This window comes from Pseudomonas sp. 22085, assembly GCF_052045815.1.
Classification (GTDB): Bacteria; Pseudomonadota; Gammaproteobacteria; order Pseudomonadales; family Pseudomonadaceae; genus Aquipseudomonas; species Aquipseudomonas glycinae.
The window spans coordinates 16,267-34,557 of the sequence record NZ_JBQEQA010000022.1 but is presented as its reverse complement, the minus strand read 5'-3'; the positions used below and the strand labels follow the sequence as shown (position 1 = coordinate 34,557).

Genomic DNA, 18,291 nt, shown 5'->3' with positions numbered 1-18,291 from the left:
CCGACTGACTGGAGAATGTTCATGAGACCGTTTTGGCTGGAGCAGGCTTTGCAGCTCGATACGTCCGAACCTTGCCCGCCGCTGCAAGGCGATGTGCGCACTGATGTGTGCATCGTCGGCGGCGGTTACACCGGGTTGTGGACGGCGATCATGCTCAAGCAGCAGAACCCCGAACTCGATGTGTTGCTGATCGAAGCCGACATTTGCGGCGCCGGCGCCAGTGGGCGCAACGGCGGTTGTGCGCTGTCGTGGTCGGCGAAGTATTTCACCCTGGAGCGGCTGTTCGGCGTCGAAGAGGCGGTGCGGCTGGTCAAGGAGTCGGAACGCAGCATCCACGCCATCGGCGAGTTCTGTGAGCAGTACGGCGTGGATGCCGATTACCGCCTCGATGGCACGCTTTACACCGCCACCAACCGCGCGCAATGCGGCTCCACCGACGCGGTGATTGCGGCGCTGGAGCGCAATGGCATCAACTCGTTTACCCAGCGGCCGGTCGCCGATGTACAGCGCATGGCCGGTTCGGCAAAACACCTGGAGGGCTGGTTCTCGCCGGCCGCCGCCAGTGTGCAGCCGGGCAAATTGGTGCGTGGCTTGCGCCGGGTGACGTTGCAGTTGGGCGTGCGAATTCACGAAAGCACGGCGATGACCGGGCTGGAGGAGGGCCGTCCGGCGCGCCTTCACACGGCGAACGGCCGGGTGACCGCCGACCGCGTGGTGCTGGCGATGAATGCGTGGATGGCCCGCGCTTTCCCGCAGTTCGAGCGCAGCGTGGCGATTGTCTCCAGCGACATGCTGATCACCGAACAACGTCCGGATCTGTTGCAGGAAATCGGTTTGACCAGCGGCGTCACCGTGCTCGACTCGCGGATTTTCGTGCACTACTACCACAACACCCCGGACGGCCGGATCATGCTCGGCAAGGGCGGCAACACCTTCGCTTACGGCGGGCGGATGCTGCCGGTGTTCGACCAGCCCTCGCCCTATACCGGATTGCTCAAACGTAGCCTCGACGATTTCTTCCCGGCATTCGCGGATGTGAAAGTCGATGCAACGTGGAACGGCCCCTCGGATCGCTCGGTCACCGGATTGCCGTTCTTCGGCCAGATGAGTGCCAGCGGCAACGTGTTCTACGGTTTCGGTTATTCCGGCAGCGGCGTCGGACCCTGCCACATGGGCGGGCAGATTCTCGCCTCGCTGGTGCAGGGCCTCGACAACCCGTGGACGCGTTCGCCGCTGGTCAACGGGCCGCTGGGATACTTTCCGCCGGAGCCGATCCGCTACCTCGGCTCGCTGATGGTGCGCAACGCCATTCGCCGCAAGGAACGCGCCGAGGATCACGGTCGGCGGCCTCGGCACCTTGACGTGCGTCTGGCGAAATTCGCGGCGGCAGCGGGCAAGGCCGACAAGGCTTGAGCGTCAGCTTGGCGGGGCGGAACGGTTGAGCAGCCAGTCGAGCAGGAGGTCGTCGTCGGGTTCGGTTTCTGTCGGCGGTGCCTGGCGGAGCCGACAAGCATCGAGGCAGAGGATCGGTCGGTCGGGATCGCTGTCGAGAAAACTCACCCAGACCTCGCTGCCGGCGCAGGGAAGATTTTCCCGAGGCAAGCGGCCGCCGGCATGGGGCATGACCACCGGCAACCACAGCCCTTCGCTGGTGTCGGCTTGAGGCTGGTCGGGCCATAACCGGACGGCAATCCGCCCCTGATCGTCCACTTGCGCCGCTTGTCCCGGGATGCCGAGTACTTGCGCCGGGTGATAGCCCGGAATGCTAGGGCGCGGTTGTTCCAGTGGTGGGCGAAACGGGGTCGACCAGGGCAGCGCGGTGAAATCGTTGTGGTAGCGACGGACCGTCGGCAATGGATCGAGAATCGACGGTTGCTGGCCCTGATGACGCAAGCTTGTGATCAGCCACTGTTCGTTGAAGGTGCTTACCGGGTGATCCATGACGTGCAACAGACGCCCGCTGAGCAGTCGCAGACAATCGCTGCGGCCCTGAATCGAACGTGCGCGGCAACGTTGGCGCTCCAGCAGACGACGACTGCGCTGAACGGCGTGACGTTGTGCCGTCGGCAGAAATCCAGTTGTGGCGGCATTTTTCAGTGTGTGATTGGCGGCCTCCTGGCCTTCGATCAGTTGCCCTCGCTCACGCGCGCCTGCGGGCATCTGCGGCAGCACCGCCTCATGGCGTTGAAACAGGCTGCTTAGGCCGGTGCAGGGCCCATCGTTCTGCGTGTTGAAAGGAAGGGTCGTCGGTTGTTGCGGCAGGCTCAGGCTGTCATCGGCGAACACCACCACGTGGCCGTCCGGCTGATGTTCGAAGTGGTAGTGGATGCCTTCCTCTTCGCAAAGCCGCTGCAAGAAGTTCAGATCGGTCTCATCGTACTGAATACAGAACGGGCGCGGGGGATAGTGGCCGACGGTCATCTCGATCCGGTAGCTGTCGCCGGGCAGGTGATGTTCGCACAGCAGTTGCTCAAGGATGGCCGGTACGCTCAATTGCGTGAAGACCCGGCGCACGGGACGCTGCTCCAGCGCTTGCAGACGCGGCATCAGTACCAGTTGGTAGGCGATCCGGTGTGTGGCGCGGTGTTCGCAACTGGCACTTTGAATGACACCATGAATTCCGTGATCGTTATCCAGGTGCAGAAACGCTGCCTGATGCAGCAGAGCGCCGGGTGACCAGGCGGGCGCCAGGCCCATGACCTCGATGTCGAACCGGTAGGGCTGATTCAGCGCTTCATGACCGCTGAAGCGCAGGACCGGCAGGCTTATCCCGCCTTCGGCCAGGGTCAGCGAAAACGGACTTTCCTTGTCATTGAGCATTCGGGCGGGCTCTGTCAGGCAATACGGGCGACAGAGGTTACGAAAACGCGACGTTGATTGGACGTGGCAAACCGGTTTTTCAGAATCGCCCTACAAGGCGTGTAGAAGATGTCGATGCGCATCGGAATTTTTGGTCGATTGCCGACTTTAGGCCGTATAAACTTGGCGCCATGCGTCGGCCAATAGATGTCTCGGCGCCACAGATCAAGAGAGTGAGTAATGGGCGCACAGTGGAAGGTTAAACACAAAGAAGCGGCAGCCAACGCCAAGGGCAAGATCTTCGGCAAACTGGTGAAGGAAATCACCATTGCTGCGCGTAACGGTGCCGATACCGCGACCAACGCACACCTGCGTCTGGTGGTCGAACAGGCCAAGAAAGCCTCGATGCCCAAGGAAACCCTGGACCGCGCCATCAAAAAGGGTGCTGGCCTGCTGGGCGAAACCGTGCAATACCATCGCGTCACCTACGAAGGCTTCGCACCGCACCAGGTGCCGCTGATCGTGGAGTGTGTGACCGATAACATCAACCGTACCGTGGCGGAAATCCGCGTGGCGTTCCGCAAGGGCCAATTGGGTGCTTCCGGTTCGGTTGCCTGGGACTTCAACCATGTCGGCATGATCGAAGCGTCGCCGGATACCCCGGACGCCGATCCTGAAATGGCCGCGATCGAAGCCGGCGCCCAGGATTTCGAGGCTGGCGAAGAGGGAGCGACCCTGTTCCTGACCGATCCGACCGACCTCGATGCCGTGCAGAAAGCCCTGCCGGAACAAGGCTTCACCGTGCTGTCGGCCAAACTGGGCTACCAGCCGAAGAACCCGGTCAGCGGTCTGAGCGACGAGCAGATGGCTGAAGTCGAGGCGTTCCTCGAAGGCCTGGACAACCATGACGACGTGCAAGACATGTTCGTCGGTCTGGCCGGCTGACACACCAGAAAATCGCAGCCCTCGGGCTGCGATTTTTTTTCAGGCGTGTTGCAACGCCTGGCTGATCTCGCCAAACCCCGGCCGTGCCAGCACATCCGGCTGACAGCAGCGCTGTTCCAGGGCTTCCAGCACCTGACGCTGTCCATCACTCAACCCCGAGTCGATGCGCGCCAGCAGTTCCCCCAGCAGAATCCCGAATGCCCGCACTTCAAGACGCTGTAGTGCGCGGGTTTCAGGTGTATCCGCCGTGGCATGGAATGACGCCGCACCAAAATCCCCCAGCAGACAGTCGCCCTGATCGTTCAACAGAATGTTGTGCCCGTAGAGATCGCCATGGGTGATGCCATGACCGTGCAGATGCCCGGCGACCGAAGCGATGCCGCGAGCGATGCGCAAGGCAACCTCGGCACTGAAGCGGTAATCGTCGGCATACACATCCCGTGAGCAGGACGCCAGACTCGGCAGCCCGGCCAGGTTGCGGTAGCTCGGATCGATCAACTGCATCACCAGACCTTGCTGGCCATCGGGATGCCGGGCGATGCGGCCTTCGACGCGAATCAGGTTCGGGTGCAGCCCGGCGGTGATGCACGCGTTCATTTCATGCAGCGGCGAGCCGTCGCTGGTCATCTCGCCCTTGTACAACTTGACTGCCACTGGCGTGGCCGGCTGATTCGCGGGCTGCCACCGGGCCCGGTAAATGACCCCGGAAGCGCCTTCTCCGAGCCGTTGCTCCAATTGCAGCGCCGACCAGTCGATCAGTGGCGCTTTGTCGAGGGCGGCCGCATCGGCTTCGGTTTCCAGCGGATTGCCGGCGTAGGCCAGCCAGGTCAGGCTCGGCAGGGTCAGCAGCCATTGTGGCAATTCAGTGAGCTGGTTGGCGGCAATGCGGATCAGTTCCAGCCGATGGCACTGGCTCAGTGATTGCGGCAGGGCGCGCAGCCGATTGCCGGCGAGCATGAGTTTTTGCAGCAACGGGCGCTCGCCCAGTTCTGTGGGCAGGTTTTCGATGGCGTTGTCGGTCAGGATCAGCCAGCGCAACTGCGGCGGCAGCGCCGCGCCGGGCACCTGAGTGATCCGGTTGGCCTTGAAACCGATCATCGTCAGCGCCTGACACTGGCCCAGGCAAGCCGGCAATTGGGTGAACTGATTGTCCGAGCAGAACAGCACGCGCAGGCGTGTCAGACGGTGCAAGTCGTCCGGCAGGCTGCTCAGGGCATTGCCGCTGAGGTTGAGCACTTCCAGCGAATCGGCCAGGTTGAAAATCTCCGGCGGAAATTCAGTCAGGCCTTCAGCCAGATCGAGCCGGGTGATGCCCGACAGTTCGCCGGCGCGCAGTTGAGCAAGGGTGTGCATGAAAAGGGTCGCTATCTGGAAGGCGCCCGAGCGCCGGAAATGGGCGGCATGATAACGGCAAATCAGCCCGGCTCGTGCACTTCGCGCAATTGCCCGAGCCGGCTGCGGGTGCGGGCCAGATCAATCGCCTGGCCGCCGAGGCTTTCACGCAACGGGAGTTGGCCGAGCAGGGTCAGGTGTTTGTCCTGGTCGTAGAGCACGTCGATCAGGTTGATGAACCGTTGCTGGGCGGCGATCGAACATTCGCCCAGCTCCGGCAGGCCATCGATGATCCAGTGGTCGAAACGCCGGCACAGTTCCAGATAATCCATCACGGCGGTGGGCTGTTCGCAGAGGTCGTTGAAAGTGAAACCGACACGCCGGTCTTCGCACAGGCGCACCTGCAAATGCCGGCTGCCAACCGCTAAAGGCAACGGTGTGGCGTCGAGTGGCGGCAGGTTCAAGGCCTGGCGCTGCGCCGGGGTGGCCGGCCAGACGTAATGGCCCTGGGTGAACACCTGATGCGCGTGACGGCGCGCCTGGCTGCGGTAATCGTGCGGCCCGCCGACTTCCATGACCTGCATGCGCGCATTGATCAGGTCGATCACCGGTTTGAACCGCGCGTGGTAGAGCGGGTTGGGCAACAAGCCTTCGGGCGGGTAGTTGGAGGTCACCAGCAACAGGATTCCGCGCTTGAACAGCGCCTTGAACAAGCGGGTGATGAGCATCGCATCGCCGATGTCATGCACGTGGAATTCATCGAAACACAGCACTCGACAGTCCATCAGCAGCGCGTCAAGAGTGACAGCGAGCGCGTCGTCGCGGTCGCGGTGCTCGAACATGCCCTGATGTAACCGGGCGAAAAATCCATGGAAGTGCAGACGGCGCTTTTGCTCGATCGGCAACGCCTGGAAGAATCCGTCCAGCAGCCAGCTCTTGCCGCGCCCGACTGCCCCGTACAGATAGAGGCTGCGCGGGGTTTGCGCAGGCGTGCCGAACAACAGACCGGCCTGCTTTGCCATGCAGTCGATGACCCGTTGCTGGCTGTGGCTGAGGGTGTAGCCCTGGCCGTGGGCCTTTTGCCGGAAGTAGTCGCGGATCGTTTGCGCGCTGGCGGCGCACTGGCCCGCAGCCCTGTGGGAGCGTTTGCCGAAGAAGTGGCGCAAGGCTGACAAGCGCTGAGTCAGACGCGAACGTTCGGGCGGTCGGGCAGGCACTGCGGTCACTCCGTCATCATCGGGCCGGCTCCTCGCGAGCGCGGCGGCGTAGTGTAACCAGACGGGTAGTTTTGCTTCTACTGCGCTTTATCGTTTTTCCGCACAGTAATCTGCGGCGTGTACAGGTTTTTTCAACAATATGAATCGACGTGTTGCCAACCTTTCGAAACAAATCCCGGTCGGTGACTGGATCCAATCGACTGGCGCATTCGGTGTCCGTTGCTAACCTGAAACACTGTAACGGCAGCGAGGCTGCCGCCATCAAGGAACGGGCAGTGAATGCAGGGATGGTCTGGGCATTGCTGGGCGGGCTCGCGGCACCGGTCCACGCCGCCGACCTTCAGGTCGAGGTGCGGGTCGATGTGCAGCGCGGTTGCCAGTTGATCGGCCAGCAACGCGAGGCCGGTATCGAGCAACTGGGTGTGCTCGACTTCGGCACCACGGCGCGGCTCGGCGACCTGGAAGGGCCTCTCGGTGCGGCGCTGACGAATTCGCGCCTGCCACGTCTGGAATGCAACCCGGACACCCCGTACCAGTTGCGTGTCGATGGCGGCCTGCACGGTGGCGTTGGCGAGGTGCGTTATATGGCGGGGGAGGCTGGCAGCAAGCCGATTCCTTATCGCCTGTATCAGGACCCTGCGCGGCGGGTGCCGCTGGTGGTGAATGTGCCCGTCAGCGGCCGGGTGCCGGACAGCGGCACGGTGGACTTGCCGTTATACGGGCGGATCGAGCGTATGGCGGATGTGCCGCGCGTCAGCCGGTATTCGGATCTGGTGAAGGTGACGGTCACCTGGTGATCGCGGAGTTTTTCAGCCATTCGGTGGAACCGGGTGGCGCAGGGAAGGGCGTTCAATGACGAGCGCAATGGTCGAGTGATCCTGAAGGAGTCGGGGCTCAATGATGGGCAGACACGGGCGCGTAAGCGCCACAGTCACGTTGCTGTTGTTCACCGAGATCGCGTCGGCGGCGGTCAGTGGGCAGATCCTTGCGCGACTGACGCTGATCGCCGGCTGTGAGGTCACCAACGCCACCAGCCCCGCCAGCCCGGTGGGTGGGCTGGGCTCTCTCGATTTCGGCCAGCAGGGCCCGACCTGGAACGCACCGATCAAGGCCAGCCTCAGCGAAGCGGGCAGCGGCCAACTGAATGTCGCCTGCAACCCTTCGGTCACCGGGTTCACCGTGACCATCGATGGCGGCACCCACGGCGACGGCACCACGCGCCGCCTGAGCAACGGGCGCCAGACGCTCCCCTATCAGCTGTTTCTCGATGCCTCCGGCAGCCAGAGCTACAGCATCGGTCAACAACACAATTTCGCTGTCACCAGCGGCGCACAGATACCCATCCCGGTATTTGGCTCGGTGGTGGCGAACACCCGTGCGGTACCGGCCGGTGTCTATACCGACACCCTGACGGTGACGCTCGACTGGTAACCCCGTAGAGGACGGACACCATGCGTACGATTGCATCAAGGATAGGTTTGTCGCTGCTCGGCCTGACGCTCGCTTCCAGCGTCAATGCCGCCACCACGGTCACCGGCCAGATCACCTCCAGCCTGATCCTGATCAGCAGTTGCCAGGTCAACGGTTCCGGCGGTTCGACCGGGCTGAACTTCGGTGCGTTGAACTTCGGCACCGCCAACAGCCTGTTCACCACGGCCACCGGCCAGGTGCTTGGCGGCGGGGGCGGGGCGCTGTCGATCCTGTGCTCGGCCGGCACCACCCCAACGGTCAAGGTTCGGGCCGGCGCCCATGACGGGCTCTCGCCGGGTGGTACTCGCGCACTGTACGACGGGGTCGCCAACTACGTGCCGTATGACCTGTACACCGACGCCGGACACTCGCAGTTGCTGGCCATCGACGGGGTGATCAACCTCGCCGCCAGCACCGGTGTGGCGCAGACCGTGAACATCTACGGTCAGGCGGTGGGCAAGGCCGGGCTGCCGGCGGGCACGTATACCGACACGATTTCCGTCGAACTGACGTTCTAGTGCCATGGCCCGGCATGGCGGTGCGGTGCTGTTCCTGTTGTGTGCGGGCAGCTTGCCGCTGCCGTTGGCGGCGGTGACCAGCCAGAGCTTTCAGGTCAGTGCCACAGTGACACCGGGCTGTCTGGTGGTGGGGGGCGTATCGAACTATGGCGGGCTGAATTTCGGTTCGCGTTCGGCGCTGGCCACCGGCACGGTTCAGGTCGCATTGACCGGTGGTGTCACGCTGCAATGCACGCCGGGGGTGGCGCTGAACATGACGGTCGATGGCGGCCAGTACAACAGCGGCGGGCGACGCATGCAGATCAGCGGAGGCAGCGCGAAGGTGGCGTATGCGCTGTTTCGCGATGCGGCATACAGCCAGAGCCTGGGCATCGGTCAGAGTGTGGCGGTCGCCTACAGCGATGCGAACAACATCAGTCTGCCGATCTACGGACAGGTGCAATTGCCGGGCAATCAGCCCGGGGGGACATACAGCGATGTGTTGCAGGTGCAGCTGTCGTGGTGATGTGAAATGACAAGGAGCAGGTTTATGGGGTTTTTCACGTCACGCTATTGGTCCGTGTGTTGCGCCGTGCTGGCGCTGGTCATGTTCGGGACGCTCAAGGCCCAGGCCGCCAGTTCGGTGCTGATCTGGCCGATCGATCCGGTGCTGGAGGCCGATCAACAGGCCAGTGCGCTGTGGCTGGAAAATCGCGGCACGGAAACCGCCAACCTGCAGATCCGCGTGTTCGGCTGGAGCCAGAGCGGATTCGAAGAGCAATACCGCAATCAACGCGAGGTGATCGGCAGTCCGCCGGTGGCGAAGATCGAGCCGGGTCAGAAGCAACTGGTGCGCCTGACCCGCACCAAAGACGTGCCGCCAGGTCAGGAGCTGGCGTACCGGATCATCATCGATGAAATCCCCTCGGCCCAGCCGCCCGTTGCCGAAGACGGCAAGACCGCTGCGGCGATCCGCTTCCAGATGCGCTACTCGGTGCCGCTGTTCGCCTATGGCGCGGGCCTGTGGAGCAAGGAAGACAGCGCCCGTCAGCGTGACCCCAAAGGTATCGGCCTGCCGCAACTGAGCTGGCGTACGGTGGCGGTGGAGGGCCGTCCTTATGTGGAAGTGCGTAATCAGGGCGCGGTTCATGCGCGATTGACCGATGTGGCCATCAGGCAGGGCAGCCAAAGCAAACCCTTGGCCGAAGGCCTGCTCGGTTACGTGCTGCCCGGCGCAGTGATGCGCTGGCCGGCACCGGGGCCGGTGACGGGAGAGCTGGCGGGGCGCATCAATGGCGCGGCGCAGGTGCAGAGCATTCCACCGGCGCGATAGCCGTAGCGAGTGATCTCGACGCTTCCAGGCTTCGACGCCAGCGGTTTCAGGAGGAATCAGTCCATTGACGGACGTAACACGCTAATGAGTCCGGGATGGGCTCGCCGTATTCAGCGTCCGTTGTGGCTCATGACCGGCGCGTGGTGCCTGATGTTCGTTCATCCATCCGGGGCCGGCGAACTGCCGCCGCCCCCCAGCGGCATGGAGGCCGTCAGCGATGCACAGTTGTTTCTGGAACTGGTGGTCAACCAGATGAATACCGGTCGGGTGGTGGCGGTGGAGCAGCGCGGTGGGCGGCTTTTCCTGCCGGCCAGCGTATTGCGTGATACGGGCATGAAGCTGCCGGAAGAGGCGGGTGCCGAAGTCGATCTCGACGGCCTGCCGGGCCTGCACAGCGATTACGACAGTGTCGGCCAGCGCCTGTTGCTCGACGTTCCGCCGGACTGGCTGCCGGAGCAGTTCATCGGTAACCGTGAAGTTTATCCTCGCACCCCGGCGCTGAGCAGTTTCGGCGCGTTGTTCAACTATGACCTGTATCTCAATGACACCGACGCCGCCGGCACCTATCTGGCGGCGTGGAACGAGGTGCGGGTGTTCGACAGTTGGGGCACTTTGTCGAACACCGGGCAATATCGCCGCACGTTGTCGGGGGATGCGGTCAGCACGCTGGACAACGGTTATCTGCGTTACGACACCACCTGGCGTTACTCCGATGATGAACGGATGCTGACCTACGAGGCCGGGGACGTGGTCAGCGGCGCCTTGCCCTGGAGCAGTTCAGTGCGTCTGGGCGGTGTGCAGTTCTCACGGGATTTTGCGGTGCGTCCGGATCTAGTGACCTATCCGCTGCCGCAGTTCGCAGGGGAAGCGGCGGTGCCGTCCTCGGTGGATCTGTTCATCAACGGCTACAAGTCCAGCAGCACCGACCTGCAACCGGGGCCGTACACCCTGACCAACATTCCGTTCATCAACGGCGCGGGCGAGGCGGTGGTGGTGACCACCGATGCGCTGGGCCGGCAGGTGTCGACCACGGTGCCGTTCTACGTCACCAGCAGCCTGTTGCAAAAGGGCCTGAGCGATTTTTCGGTGACCGCCGGGACGCTGCGTCGGGATTACGGTTTGAAGGATTTCAGCTACGGTCAGGGCGTGACGTCCGGCAGTCTGCGCTACGGCGTCAGCGACGTGTTTACTCTGGAAAGTCACGCCGAAGCGGCGGATTCCCTGACCCTCGCAGGGCTGGGGGGCAACTTGCGTCTGGGCAATTTCGGGGTACTCAACAGTGCGCTCAGCCAGAGTCGTTTCGACGGCGACGGTGGTCAGCAACTGAGCCTCGGTTATCAATACAGCGGCCAGCGCTACAGCTTTTCCTATCAGCGCCTGCAACGTCGCGACCACTACGCCGACCTGACCGTCGTCGACAGCTCCTACACCACACTCAGCCGGCGCAGTGAGCAGGCCACTCTGAGCCTCAACCTCGAACGTTGGGGCAGTCTCGGCGTCGGCTATTTCGACATCCGCGCGGCAGACGAGACTCGCACGCGGTTGCTCAACCTGAGCTGGAGCAAACCGCTGTGGCGCAACAGCAGTTTTTACCTGTCGGCCAACCGCGAAATCGGCGACAGCAACTGGGCGGTGCAGGCGCAACTGGTGATTCCTTTCGACCTGCGCGGCAGCCTGGCCATCAGCAGCGAGCGCAGCAAGACCGGGCAGACACAGCAACGGGTCAACTACAGCCGCGCCGTGCCGTCCGAGGGCGGGGTGGGCTTCAATCTCGGCTATGCCAAGGGCGACGGCGCCGATTACCGCCAGGCTGACGTCACCTGGCGCCTGCAATCGGTGCAATTGCAGGCGGGCGTCTACGGGACGTCCGACGCCGAAACCCGTTGGGCCGACGCCAGCGGTTCGCTGGTGTGGATGGATGATCAAGTGTTCGCCGCCAACCGCATCGATGATGCGTTCGTGGTGGTCAGCACCGACGGCTACGCGGACATTCCGGTGCGCTACGAGAACCAGCAGGTCGGCCAGACCGACCGCAACGGCCATTTGCTGGTGCCGTGGAGCAGCGCCTATTACCGCGGCAAGTACGAAATCGATCCGCTGAACCTGCCGGCCAACGTGCGCAGCCCCAACGTCGAACAGCGTGTTGCCGTGCGCCGGGGCAGCGGTTATCTGCTGGAGTTTCCGCTGAGCCGGGTGATCGCCGCGAGCATCGTGCTGGTGGATTCGCAGCAAAAGGAATTGCCGCTGGGCAGTGGTGTGCTGCACGAGCAGAGCGGCACGCGGACAGTGGTCGGCTGGGACGGACTGGTCTATCTGGAAAATCTTCAGGCGCAGAATTCGCTGCGGGTGACTCTCGCGGACGGCAAGACTTGCCAGGCGCAATTCAGCGTCGACCTGCAGCAGGACGAAGTGCCGCTGATCGGCCCGTTGGTGTGCCAATGACCCGGGCGCGGCTTGTTGTGTGGCTGTTGTCGCTGCTGCCGGGGCTGGCGCAGGCGCTGTGTTCGGTGGTCACCACTACGCCGGCCGGGTTCGGCAACATCAGTTCGATCGCCGTGCGCACTGCCTCTCAACCCAGTTCCACTCTGAATGGAGGCTTGAGTTGCACCGGTTCGCTGTTGTCGCTGTTGACCAACAATGACCATTTCTGGGCCACCGTCACCTCGACCCAGAGTGGTTTGCTCGGGCCCAGCGGTGACGTGATCGGTTACACGATCTACGCCAACAACAGCACCAGTTACCCGCTGACGCGAGGCACCGCCTATGACTTCGCCCGCAATGGCATCATCGATGCCCTTGGCTTGCTGGGCGGTACGGTGCCGAAGACCGTTCCGCTCTATTTCGGTACCACCATCGGCAGCAATGTGGCGGCGGGGGTGTATACCGAGACCCTGAGCATTTTCTGGAACTGGAATTATTGTTCGGGTATCGGTGCGGGCGGGCTGTGCCTGGGCCGCGACATCAACAGCGGCACGACGACGCTGACGGTCAACCTGACGGTGGCCAACGATTGCACCATCACCGCGCCGAACATCGCTTTCGGCAGCGCGCCGGTGGTCAGTGCATTCACCCCGGTGACCGGGCAGACCATCAACCTCGCCTGCACCAAGGGCAGTGCCTACACGGTGGGTCTGAACGACGGGCAAAATGCACTGAGTGTCGGCGGACGACGGCGGATGATTTCCGGCAGCAACTATCTGGCCTACGACATTTTCAAAAGTGCCGGCACCACCCGTTGGGGCAGTGTCGGCGCGGCTCGCCGAGCCAGCAGCGATGCCGAGGTCAATCCCGGCAACGGCCTGGGCACCGGCAGTCAGATCTTCAATTACAACGCGAAAATCTACACCGACCAGACCACACCGCCAGCCGGAACCTATCTGGACAATGTGGTGCTGGATGTGGGGTTTTGAACCAGCTAGAAGCTCAAGGATTGCTTGAGCATTTTCGCCGCCGGGGTATCGGTCGGGCTGACCATCGCGTAGTTGTAACCCTTGCCGGACCAGTATTCGGCCTGCAGATCCCCGTCCTGACGGCTGCCCCGGGGCAGGAAGGTATTTTTCGGTCCTGGTGGGCGCACGTAGAAGCTGACCTTGTGCCCGCTCCGGTCTTCATACATCACCATCGCCGCCGGGCCTTCATCGGTGCTCAGCAGACGGCCGCTGACCGGTGAAAATCCGGCCCGGCTCAGGTCCGGCAGGCGATTGGCCTGAGTGAAATAACGGTCGAGCCAGCGCTGGATATCGCCGTCGCCATCGACCTTGTAGTCCGCCGGCAGAAGCCCTTGCTGGGCGATCAAGCGGTACGCCTGCAAGGCATCCGTCATCGGTGCCGGGGGATGAAACACGGTCATGTCCCGGGCCTTCCAGCCTCCGACACCGCCGAGGCTGACGGCAATCAGCAACACCGCCGCGCTGGCCCATTGACGGCGCGACTGGCGCTTGAGCCGCTGACGGATCAGCGACGGATCGAGGTCCGGATTGGCCGGTTGTTGCAGGGCACCGCCGAGGGCGGCGCGCAGGTGCTGGGCGTCCTGTTGCCAGGCGCGAACCTGCGCCGCCTCGTCGGGATGACTGGCGAGCCAGGTGTCCAGCACATGCCGGTCGGCCTCGCTGAGCTGGTGATCGACGTAGGCGTGCAGGTCACGTTCGTTGGGGGGCAGACTGATCATTTGAGTATCCGCAAGGAAGGGCTGCTGATTTCCCCGTCGCTGAGCTGGCGCAGGGCCTGGCGAGCACGGGACAGGCGCGACATCACGGTGCCGGTGGGGACGTCGAGAATCTCGGCGACCTCCTTATAAGTCAGGCCTTCCACCGACACCATCAGCAGCAGGGCGCGCTGTTCGGTGGGCAGTCGGTCGAAGGCCTTCAAAGTCGATTGGGCAATCACGGTGCGTTCCACCGAGGGCTCGGCGTCATCGCGGCCGGTGAAGAATTCGAGCATCCGCGCATATCGCCGCGAACGCCGATGCGCATCGAGGAATTGCCGGTACAGGATCGAAAACAGCCAGGCCCGCAGATCGCCGTCGGCGCGTTTGTCGCCCCAACCCGACAGCGCCCGCTCGAGGCTGGCTTGCACCAGGTCGTCGGCGCTGCTGCTGTTGCGTGTCAACGACAGCGCGAAGCGGCGCAATCTGGGGATCAGATCGCGTAATTGCTCGTCGAGTGTATTCATGACAGGGACATGCTCTGGGCCACAAGCGCGGTAGTGGTAGGAAAGACGCCTCTCGACACAGCTTATTCCATTCCAGAAGCTGAAAGACTTCATTACTGGCGACGTAGGAAAGTTCGCCGCGTTCTGTAGTGCGTGTAATGGATTCAAATCCCCCGGCTCAACCCGTCCGACAAGCGCAAGCAGCCACCGATGTCGCCAGCAGGCAATCGGTGGCCGAAGCCACTGAAACGATGACTTGAGCAAAAAAGGGATGTTTAAAATGCACGCAATCGTAATGAATCCCCCCTCACCAAGTGCCGGCCCTGACGCCTGGCGGACATTCGGCTGCGGCCCGGTGGCCGAGCCTGAGTTCTCGTTGATCCACCGTGCGATCGAGGCGCAGGCAGCGACTCACCCGCAGCAGGTGGCCGCACGTTTTGAGGGACAGAGCCTGACGTACGGCGAGTTGAATCGCCAGGCCAACCGGTTGGCCAGATTGTTGTCGAGCCATGGCGTAGCACCGGGTGATCACGTGGCGCTGTTTGTCGAACGCTCGATCCCTATGCTGGTGGGCATGCTTGCGACCTTGAAGCTGGGGGCCGCTTATATTCCGCAGCATGTCGGCATTACCCCGACCACGCAGTTGAGCCACATCATGTCGGTTGCTTCGACGCAGGTGGTGTTGACGCTTTCAACGCTGGCCCATGGGATTCCCCTGACGGCCGGGCAGCATTGCATTCATCTGGATACGTTCATCGACTCGCCGGGCTCGGCTGTCGATGACGTCAATGTGGGAGAGGATATTTCGTCACCGGATGCCTTGTGTTTTGTGTTGTTTACGTCCGGTACGACCGGACAGCCCAACGGTGTCAGGGTGACCCAACGCAATGTCTGCAACATTCTGCTGACCGGCCCCGGCAATCTCGGCATGGGGCCGGGCATGAACGTCGGGCAAATCCTCAATATCGCCTTTGACATGGCCGCCTGGGAAATCCTCGGCTGTCTGGCCCATGGTGCGACGCTGCTGATCCGGGGCAAGGACATTGCCGAGACCGCCGAGCAGTGTGACGTGCTGATCGCGACGCCATCGATTCTCGCCACGCTGGATCCGGCGCGCTGCAGCCAGGTGAAAGTGGTGGCGCTGGCCGGCGAACCGTGTCCGCAGCCCCTGGCCGATCGCTGGGCGTCCTTTTGCGATTTCTACAATGCTTGCGGCCCTACAGAAACCACCATCGTCAATACCATGCAGCATTACCGAGGCGTGGGGCCGTTGACGATCGGCAAGCCAACGCCCAACAACACCGTGTACGTGCTGGATGAAGCGGGCCAACTGTGCGGGCCGGGTGAACAGGGCGAAATGTGGGCGGGTGGCGATTGTGTGACGGCCGGGTATCTGGGCAATCCTGCCCTGACTGCCGAACGTTATCGACTCGACCCGTTTCTGGGGCAGGGTCGCATGATGTTTCGCACCCGTGATCTGGGACGCTGGACCGCTGACGGCGAACTGGAGCACCTGGGCCGGGTGGACGATCAGGTGAAAGTCCGGGGCTTTCGCGTTGAACTGGACTCGGTATCGGCGGCGCTGGAGTCTGCACCGGGCTGCGAGCGCGCGGTGACCTTGAAGTTCGATAACCGTCATCTGGTGGCGTTCGTCTATCCCGCTTCTACGGATACCGACGAGGCGCGACGCCGTTGCGAGGAGCGTCTGGCCTATTACTGCGTGCCTTCGATGATTCTGCCGGTGGACGACATCCCGCTGACCTCAAGGGGCAAGGTCGATAAACGCTTGCTGCTGGAGCGGGCTCAGGCGTATCAGGCACAGCTCGTTGCCACCACTCGGGAGGCGGGGCAATGAGTCAGGTCGATGACGCTTTTGTCCTGCCACCACGAAGGCCGCTTTGGCGGCGTCTGGGAACGATGCCCTTGTTTTCGCACTACAACCGCCTGGTAGCGCTGGTGCTGCTGGCTAACGTCGGGGCGCTGGTGTACGGAGTGAACGTCGGTCAGTGGTGGTCGGCCTCGGGGATCGCGTTGGAGACATTGTCGCAGCTGGTGTTGGCGAACCTGTCGATGGCGATCCTGATTCGTCAGCAATATGTGATCAATCTGTTGTTCTGGCTGGCGACCCGCGCCCCGACGAGCTGGCCGTTGGCGATTCGTCGCTCGCTGGCCAAGGTCTATCATTTCGGTGGGCTGCACAGTGGCGGGGCGATGGCCGCGATTGCCTGGTTCGTGGCACTGCTCGGCTCGATGATCTGGCAAAGGACCCAAGGGGTGGGTGGGGTTTCGCTGACGTTGCTGACCATCAGCGCCGGGCTGCTGGGATTGTTGCTGCTGATGGCTATCATGGCGATGCCGGGAATTCGTTCACGGTTTCACAACGCTTTCGAGCGCACGCACCGGTTTGCCGGTTGGGCGGCGCTGTTGCTGTTCTGGGGCATGACGCTGGTGTTTGCGCGGGACAGAAATCCTTCGGCAGACCTGACGCAGGTCCTGTTGACGTCCTTTTCGTTCTGGATGCTGCCGATCCTGACGTTCAGCATTGCCTTGCCTTGGTTACGCCTGCGCAGGGTGCCAGTGACGCTGGTCAAACCGTCATCGCATGCAGTGATTGCCCGGTTCAATCACCTTACGCCGTTCGCCGGATCTTCCACCGCCATCAGTCGCCATCCGCTGTGGGAGTGGCACTCATTTGCCAACATTCCTGCACCTGACGAACAGGGTTTTCGCCTGATCATTTCCCGTGCCGGCGACTGGACCGGTGAACTGATCGAACAACCGCCGAGCCATGTCTGGGTCAAGGGCATCACCACGGCAGGCGTCGCCCATATCGAAACCCTGTTCAAGTCAGTGGTGTACGTCGCTACCGGCAGTGGCATTGGACCGGTGCTGCCGCATCTGCTGGCGGGGCAAGTGCCAATCCACCTGATCTGGTCCACCCGCAGCCCGCGCGAGACCTATGGTGAGGCGCTGGTGGAGGAAATCCTGCAGGCACAACCCGATGCCCATATCTGGGACACCGACCGGTTGGGCAAACCGGATCTGGTGGCGCTGGCGTATGCCGCCGTTCGAACCCACGGTGCGGAGGCGGTGATCTGTATTTCCAATCAGAAGTTGACCGAGCGGGTCGTCGAGGAAATGGAATCCCGGGGTATTCCGGCCTACGGCGCGATCTGGGATTCCTGACGGCGCGTCGGTGTTTTTCCACTCACTCCACTTTTCAAAGAGATTGCGAATGAACCTATTGATTGAACGACACGGGCCCGTGGTACTGATCCGCCTCAACCGCCCGCAGGCGCGGAATGCGCTCGACACATCACTGATGCACGAATTGCTGGGGACCTTGCAACCGCTGGACAACGAACCGGGTGTCGGATGTTTCCTCATTACCGGTACACAGGATTATTTTGCTGCCGGCGCCGACATCAAGGAGATGTACGAAAAGTCCTGCAGGGAAATGATCGAGGAAGATCATTTCGCCGGATGGGATGCGTTTGCCGCTCTGCGCACGCCAAAAATCGCGGCGGTGGCGGGCTTCGCGTTCGGTGGGGGCTGCGAATTGGCAATGATGTGCGACGTGATTGTGGCGGCCGAGTCCGCGAAGTTCGCATTGCCGGAAATCACTCTGGGGGTGATGCCCGGCATGGGCGGTACGCAACGCCTGACCCGGTTGATTGGCCGCGCCAAAGCCATGGACATGATACTGACCGGTCGCACACTGTCCGCCCGTGAGGCCGAACAGGCGGGATTGGTGTCGCGGGTGACAGAGGACGATCACTTGTTGAAGCAGGCCATGGACATTGCACAGCGCATCGGCGCCTTTCCGCGTACGGCGACACGGGCTGCCCGGGAAGCTGTAGACCGGGCATCCGAGTCGGGACTGCGCGAAGGCATTCTGTTTGAACGACGCTCGTTTCACGGCCTGTTCGCAACACCTGGACAGAAGGAGGGCATGCAGGCGTTTCTGGAAAAACGCGAGCCGCGTTTCGATCAGATTTAGCTGATCTCGATTGGGCTCCGACGCCATCGCACGAAAGAAACTACAGTT

At 62.6% G+C, this 18,291-nt stretch carries 17 protein-coding genes; 12 read left to right on the top strand and 5 right to left on the bottom strand.

Features of this window, described 5'->3' with window-relative positions:
* Positions 1-15: 15 nt before the first annotated feature.
* On the top strand, positions 16-1,413 hold the full coding sequence (locus ACTJK7_RS23710; protein ID WP_323151733.1) for an FAD-dependent oxidoreductase: 1,398 nt from the start codon (positions 16-18) through the stop codon (positions 1,411-1,413).
* A gap of 3 nt (positions 1,414-1,416) precedes the next feature.
* On the opposite strand, the gene ACTJK7_RS23705 is transcribed toward ACTJK7_RS23710, so the two are convergent.
* Positions 1,417-2,820 carry a type VI secretion system Vgr family protein gene (locus ACTJK7_RS23705; RefSeq protein WP_440780698.1) on the bottom strand — a complete coding sequence of 468 codons (1,404 nt, stop codon included), beginning with the start codon at positions 2,818-2,820 and terminating at the stop codon, positions 1,417-1,419.
* Positions 2,821-3,039: 219 nt separating this feature from the next.
* Between ACTJK7_RS23705 and ACTJK7_RS23700 the strand changes: the two genes are divergently transcribed.
* Positions 3,040-3,744, top strand: a complete 705-nt coding sequence (locus tag ACTJK7_RS23700) for a YebC/PmpR family DNA-binding transcriptional regulator (RefSeq protein ID WP_011335021.1) — start codon at positions 3,040-3,042, stop codon at positions 3,742-3,744.
* 39 nt (positions 3,745-3,783) lie between these two features.
* Here the strand turns inward: ACTJK7_RS23700 and ACTJK7_RS23695 are convergent, their stop codons facing one another.
* Both ACTJK7_RS23695 and zapE read right to left on the bottom strand, forming a co-directional pair.
* Positions 3,784-5,097 (bottom strand): leucine-rich repeat-containing protein kinase family protein, encoded by a 1,314-nt coding sequence (locus ACTJK7_RS23695; protein WP_440780699.1) that lies wholly within the window; start codon positions 5,095-5,097, stop codon positions 3,784-3,786.
* A 62-nt stretch (positions 5,098-5,159) separates the two neighbouring features.
* Positions 5,160-6,293, bottom strand: a complete 1,134-nt coding sequence (gene zapE / locus ACTJK7_RS23690; RefSeq protein ID WP_108562759.1) for a cell division protein ZapE — start codon at positions 6,291-6,293, stop codon at positions 5,160-5,162.
* Between the two features lie 287 nt (positions 6,294-6,580).
* Between zapE and ACTJK7_RS23685 the strand changes: the two genes are divergently transcribed.
* The 7 genes from ACTJK7_RS23685 (at position 6,581) to ACTJK7_RS23655 (ending at position 13,003) form a co-directional block, all read left to right on the top strand.
* Entirely contained in the window at positions 6,581-7,090 is a 510-nt protein-coding gene (locus tag ACTJK7_RS23685) for a Csu type fimbrial protein (RefSeq protein WP_236196020.1), read from the top strand.
* A gap of 100 nt (positions 7,091-7,190) precedes the next feature.
* Positions 7,191-7,724 (top strand): Csu type fimbrial protein, encoded by a 534-nt coding sequence (locus tag ACTJK7_RS23680; protein ID WP_440780700.1) that lies wholly within the window; start codon positions 7,191-7,193, stop codon positions 7,722-7,724.
* Positions 7,725-7,744: 20 nt separating this feature from the next.
* Positions 7,745-8,281, top strand: a complete 537-nt coding sequence (locus ACTJK7_RS23675; RefSeq protein ID WP_007951533.1) for a Csu type fimbrial protein — start codon at positions 7,745-7,747, stop codon at positions 8,279-8,281.
* A gap of 4 nt (positions 8,282-8,285) precedes the next feature.
* Positions 8,286-8,786: a Csu type fimbrial protein gene (locus tag ACTJK7_RS23670; RefSeq protein WP_011335016.1), complete on the top strand. Its 501-nt coding sequence runs from the start codon at positions 8,286-8,288 to the stop codon at positions 8,784-8,786.
* A 24-nt stretch (positions 8,787-8,810) separates the two neighbouring features.
* On the top strand, positions 8,811-9,593 hold the full coding sequence (locus ACTJK7_RS23665) for a fimbrial biogenesis chaperone (RefSeq protein ID WP_108562756.1): 783 nt from the start codon (positions 8,811-8,813) through the stop codon (positions 9,591-9,593).
* A gap of 84 nt (positions 9,594-9,677) precedes the next feature.
* Positions 9,678-12,035 (top strand): fimbria/pilus outer membrane usher protein, encoded by a 2,358-nt coding sequence (locus ACTJK7_RS23660; protein WP_108562755.1) that lies wholly within the window; start codon positions 9,678-9,680, stop codon positions 12,033-12,035.
* Complete coding sequence (locus ACTJK7_RS23655) at positions 12,032-13,003, top strand: Csu type fimbrial protein (RefSeq protein ID WP_108562753.1); 972 nt, start codon at positions 12,032-12,034, stop codon at positions 13,001-13,003. The genes ACTJK7_RS23660 and ACTJK7_RS23655 overlap by 4 nt, the downstream gene beginning before the upstream one ends.
* 5 nt (positions 13,004-13,008) lie before the next feature.
* Here the strand turns inward: ACTJK7_RS23655 and ACTJK7_RS23650 are convergent, their stop codons facing one another.
* Both ACTJK7_RS23650 and ACTJK7_RS23645 read right to left on the bottom strand, forming a co-directional pair.
* The gene (locus ACTJK7_RS23650; RefSeq protein WP_064380773.1) at positions 13,009-13,761 is read right to left on the bottom strand and encodes an anti-sigma factor family protein; all 753 of its coding nucleotides are present in this window, start codon (positions 13,759-13,761) and stop codon (positions 13,009-13,011) included.
* Entirely contained in the window at positions 13,758-14,264 is a 507-nt protein-coding gene (locus ACTJK7_RS23645; RefSeq protein ID WP_108562749.1) for an RNA polymerase sigma factor, read from the bottom strand. Before ACTJK7_RS23645 ends, ACTJK7_RS23650 begins: the two co-directional genes overlap by 4 nt.
* Positions 14,265-14,523: 259 nt before the next feature.
* Here ACTJK7_RS23645 and ACTJK7_RS23640 point away from each other — a divergent pair, with 259 nt between their 5' ends.
* The 3 genes from ACTJK7_RS23640 (at position 14,524) to ACTJK7_RS23630 (ending at position 18,243) form a co-directional block, all read left to right on the top strand.
* Positions 14,524-16,098: an amino acid adenylation domain-containing protein gene (locus tag ACTJK7_RS23640; RefSeq protein WP_323151729.1), complete on the top strand. Its 1,575-nt coding sequence runs from the start codon at positions 14,524-14,526 to the stop codon at positions 16,096-16,098.
* 62 nt (positions 16,099-16,160) lie between these two features.
* Positions 16,161-17,429 carry a hypothetical protein gene (locus ACTJK7_RS23635; protein WP_419791709.1) on the top strand — a complete coding sequence of 423 codons (1,269 nt, stop codon included), beginning with the start codon at positions 16,161-16,163 and terminating at the stop codon, positions 17,427-17,429.
* 49 nt (positions 17,430-17,478) lie between these two features.
* On the top strand, positions 17,479-18,243 hold the full coding sequence (locus ACTJK7_RS23630) for an enoyl-CoA hydratase-related protein (protein ID WP_108562745.1): 765 nt from the start codon (positions 17,479-17,481) through the stop codon (positions 18,241-18,243).
* Positions 18,244-18,291: the final 48 nt, after the last annotated feature.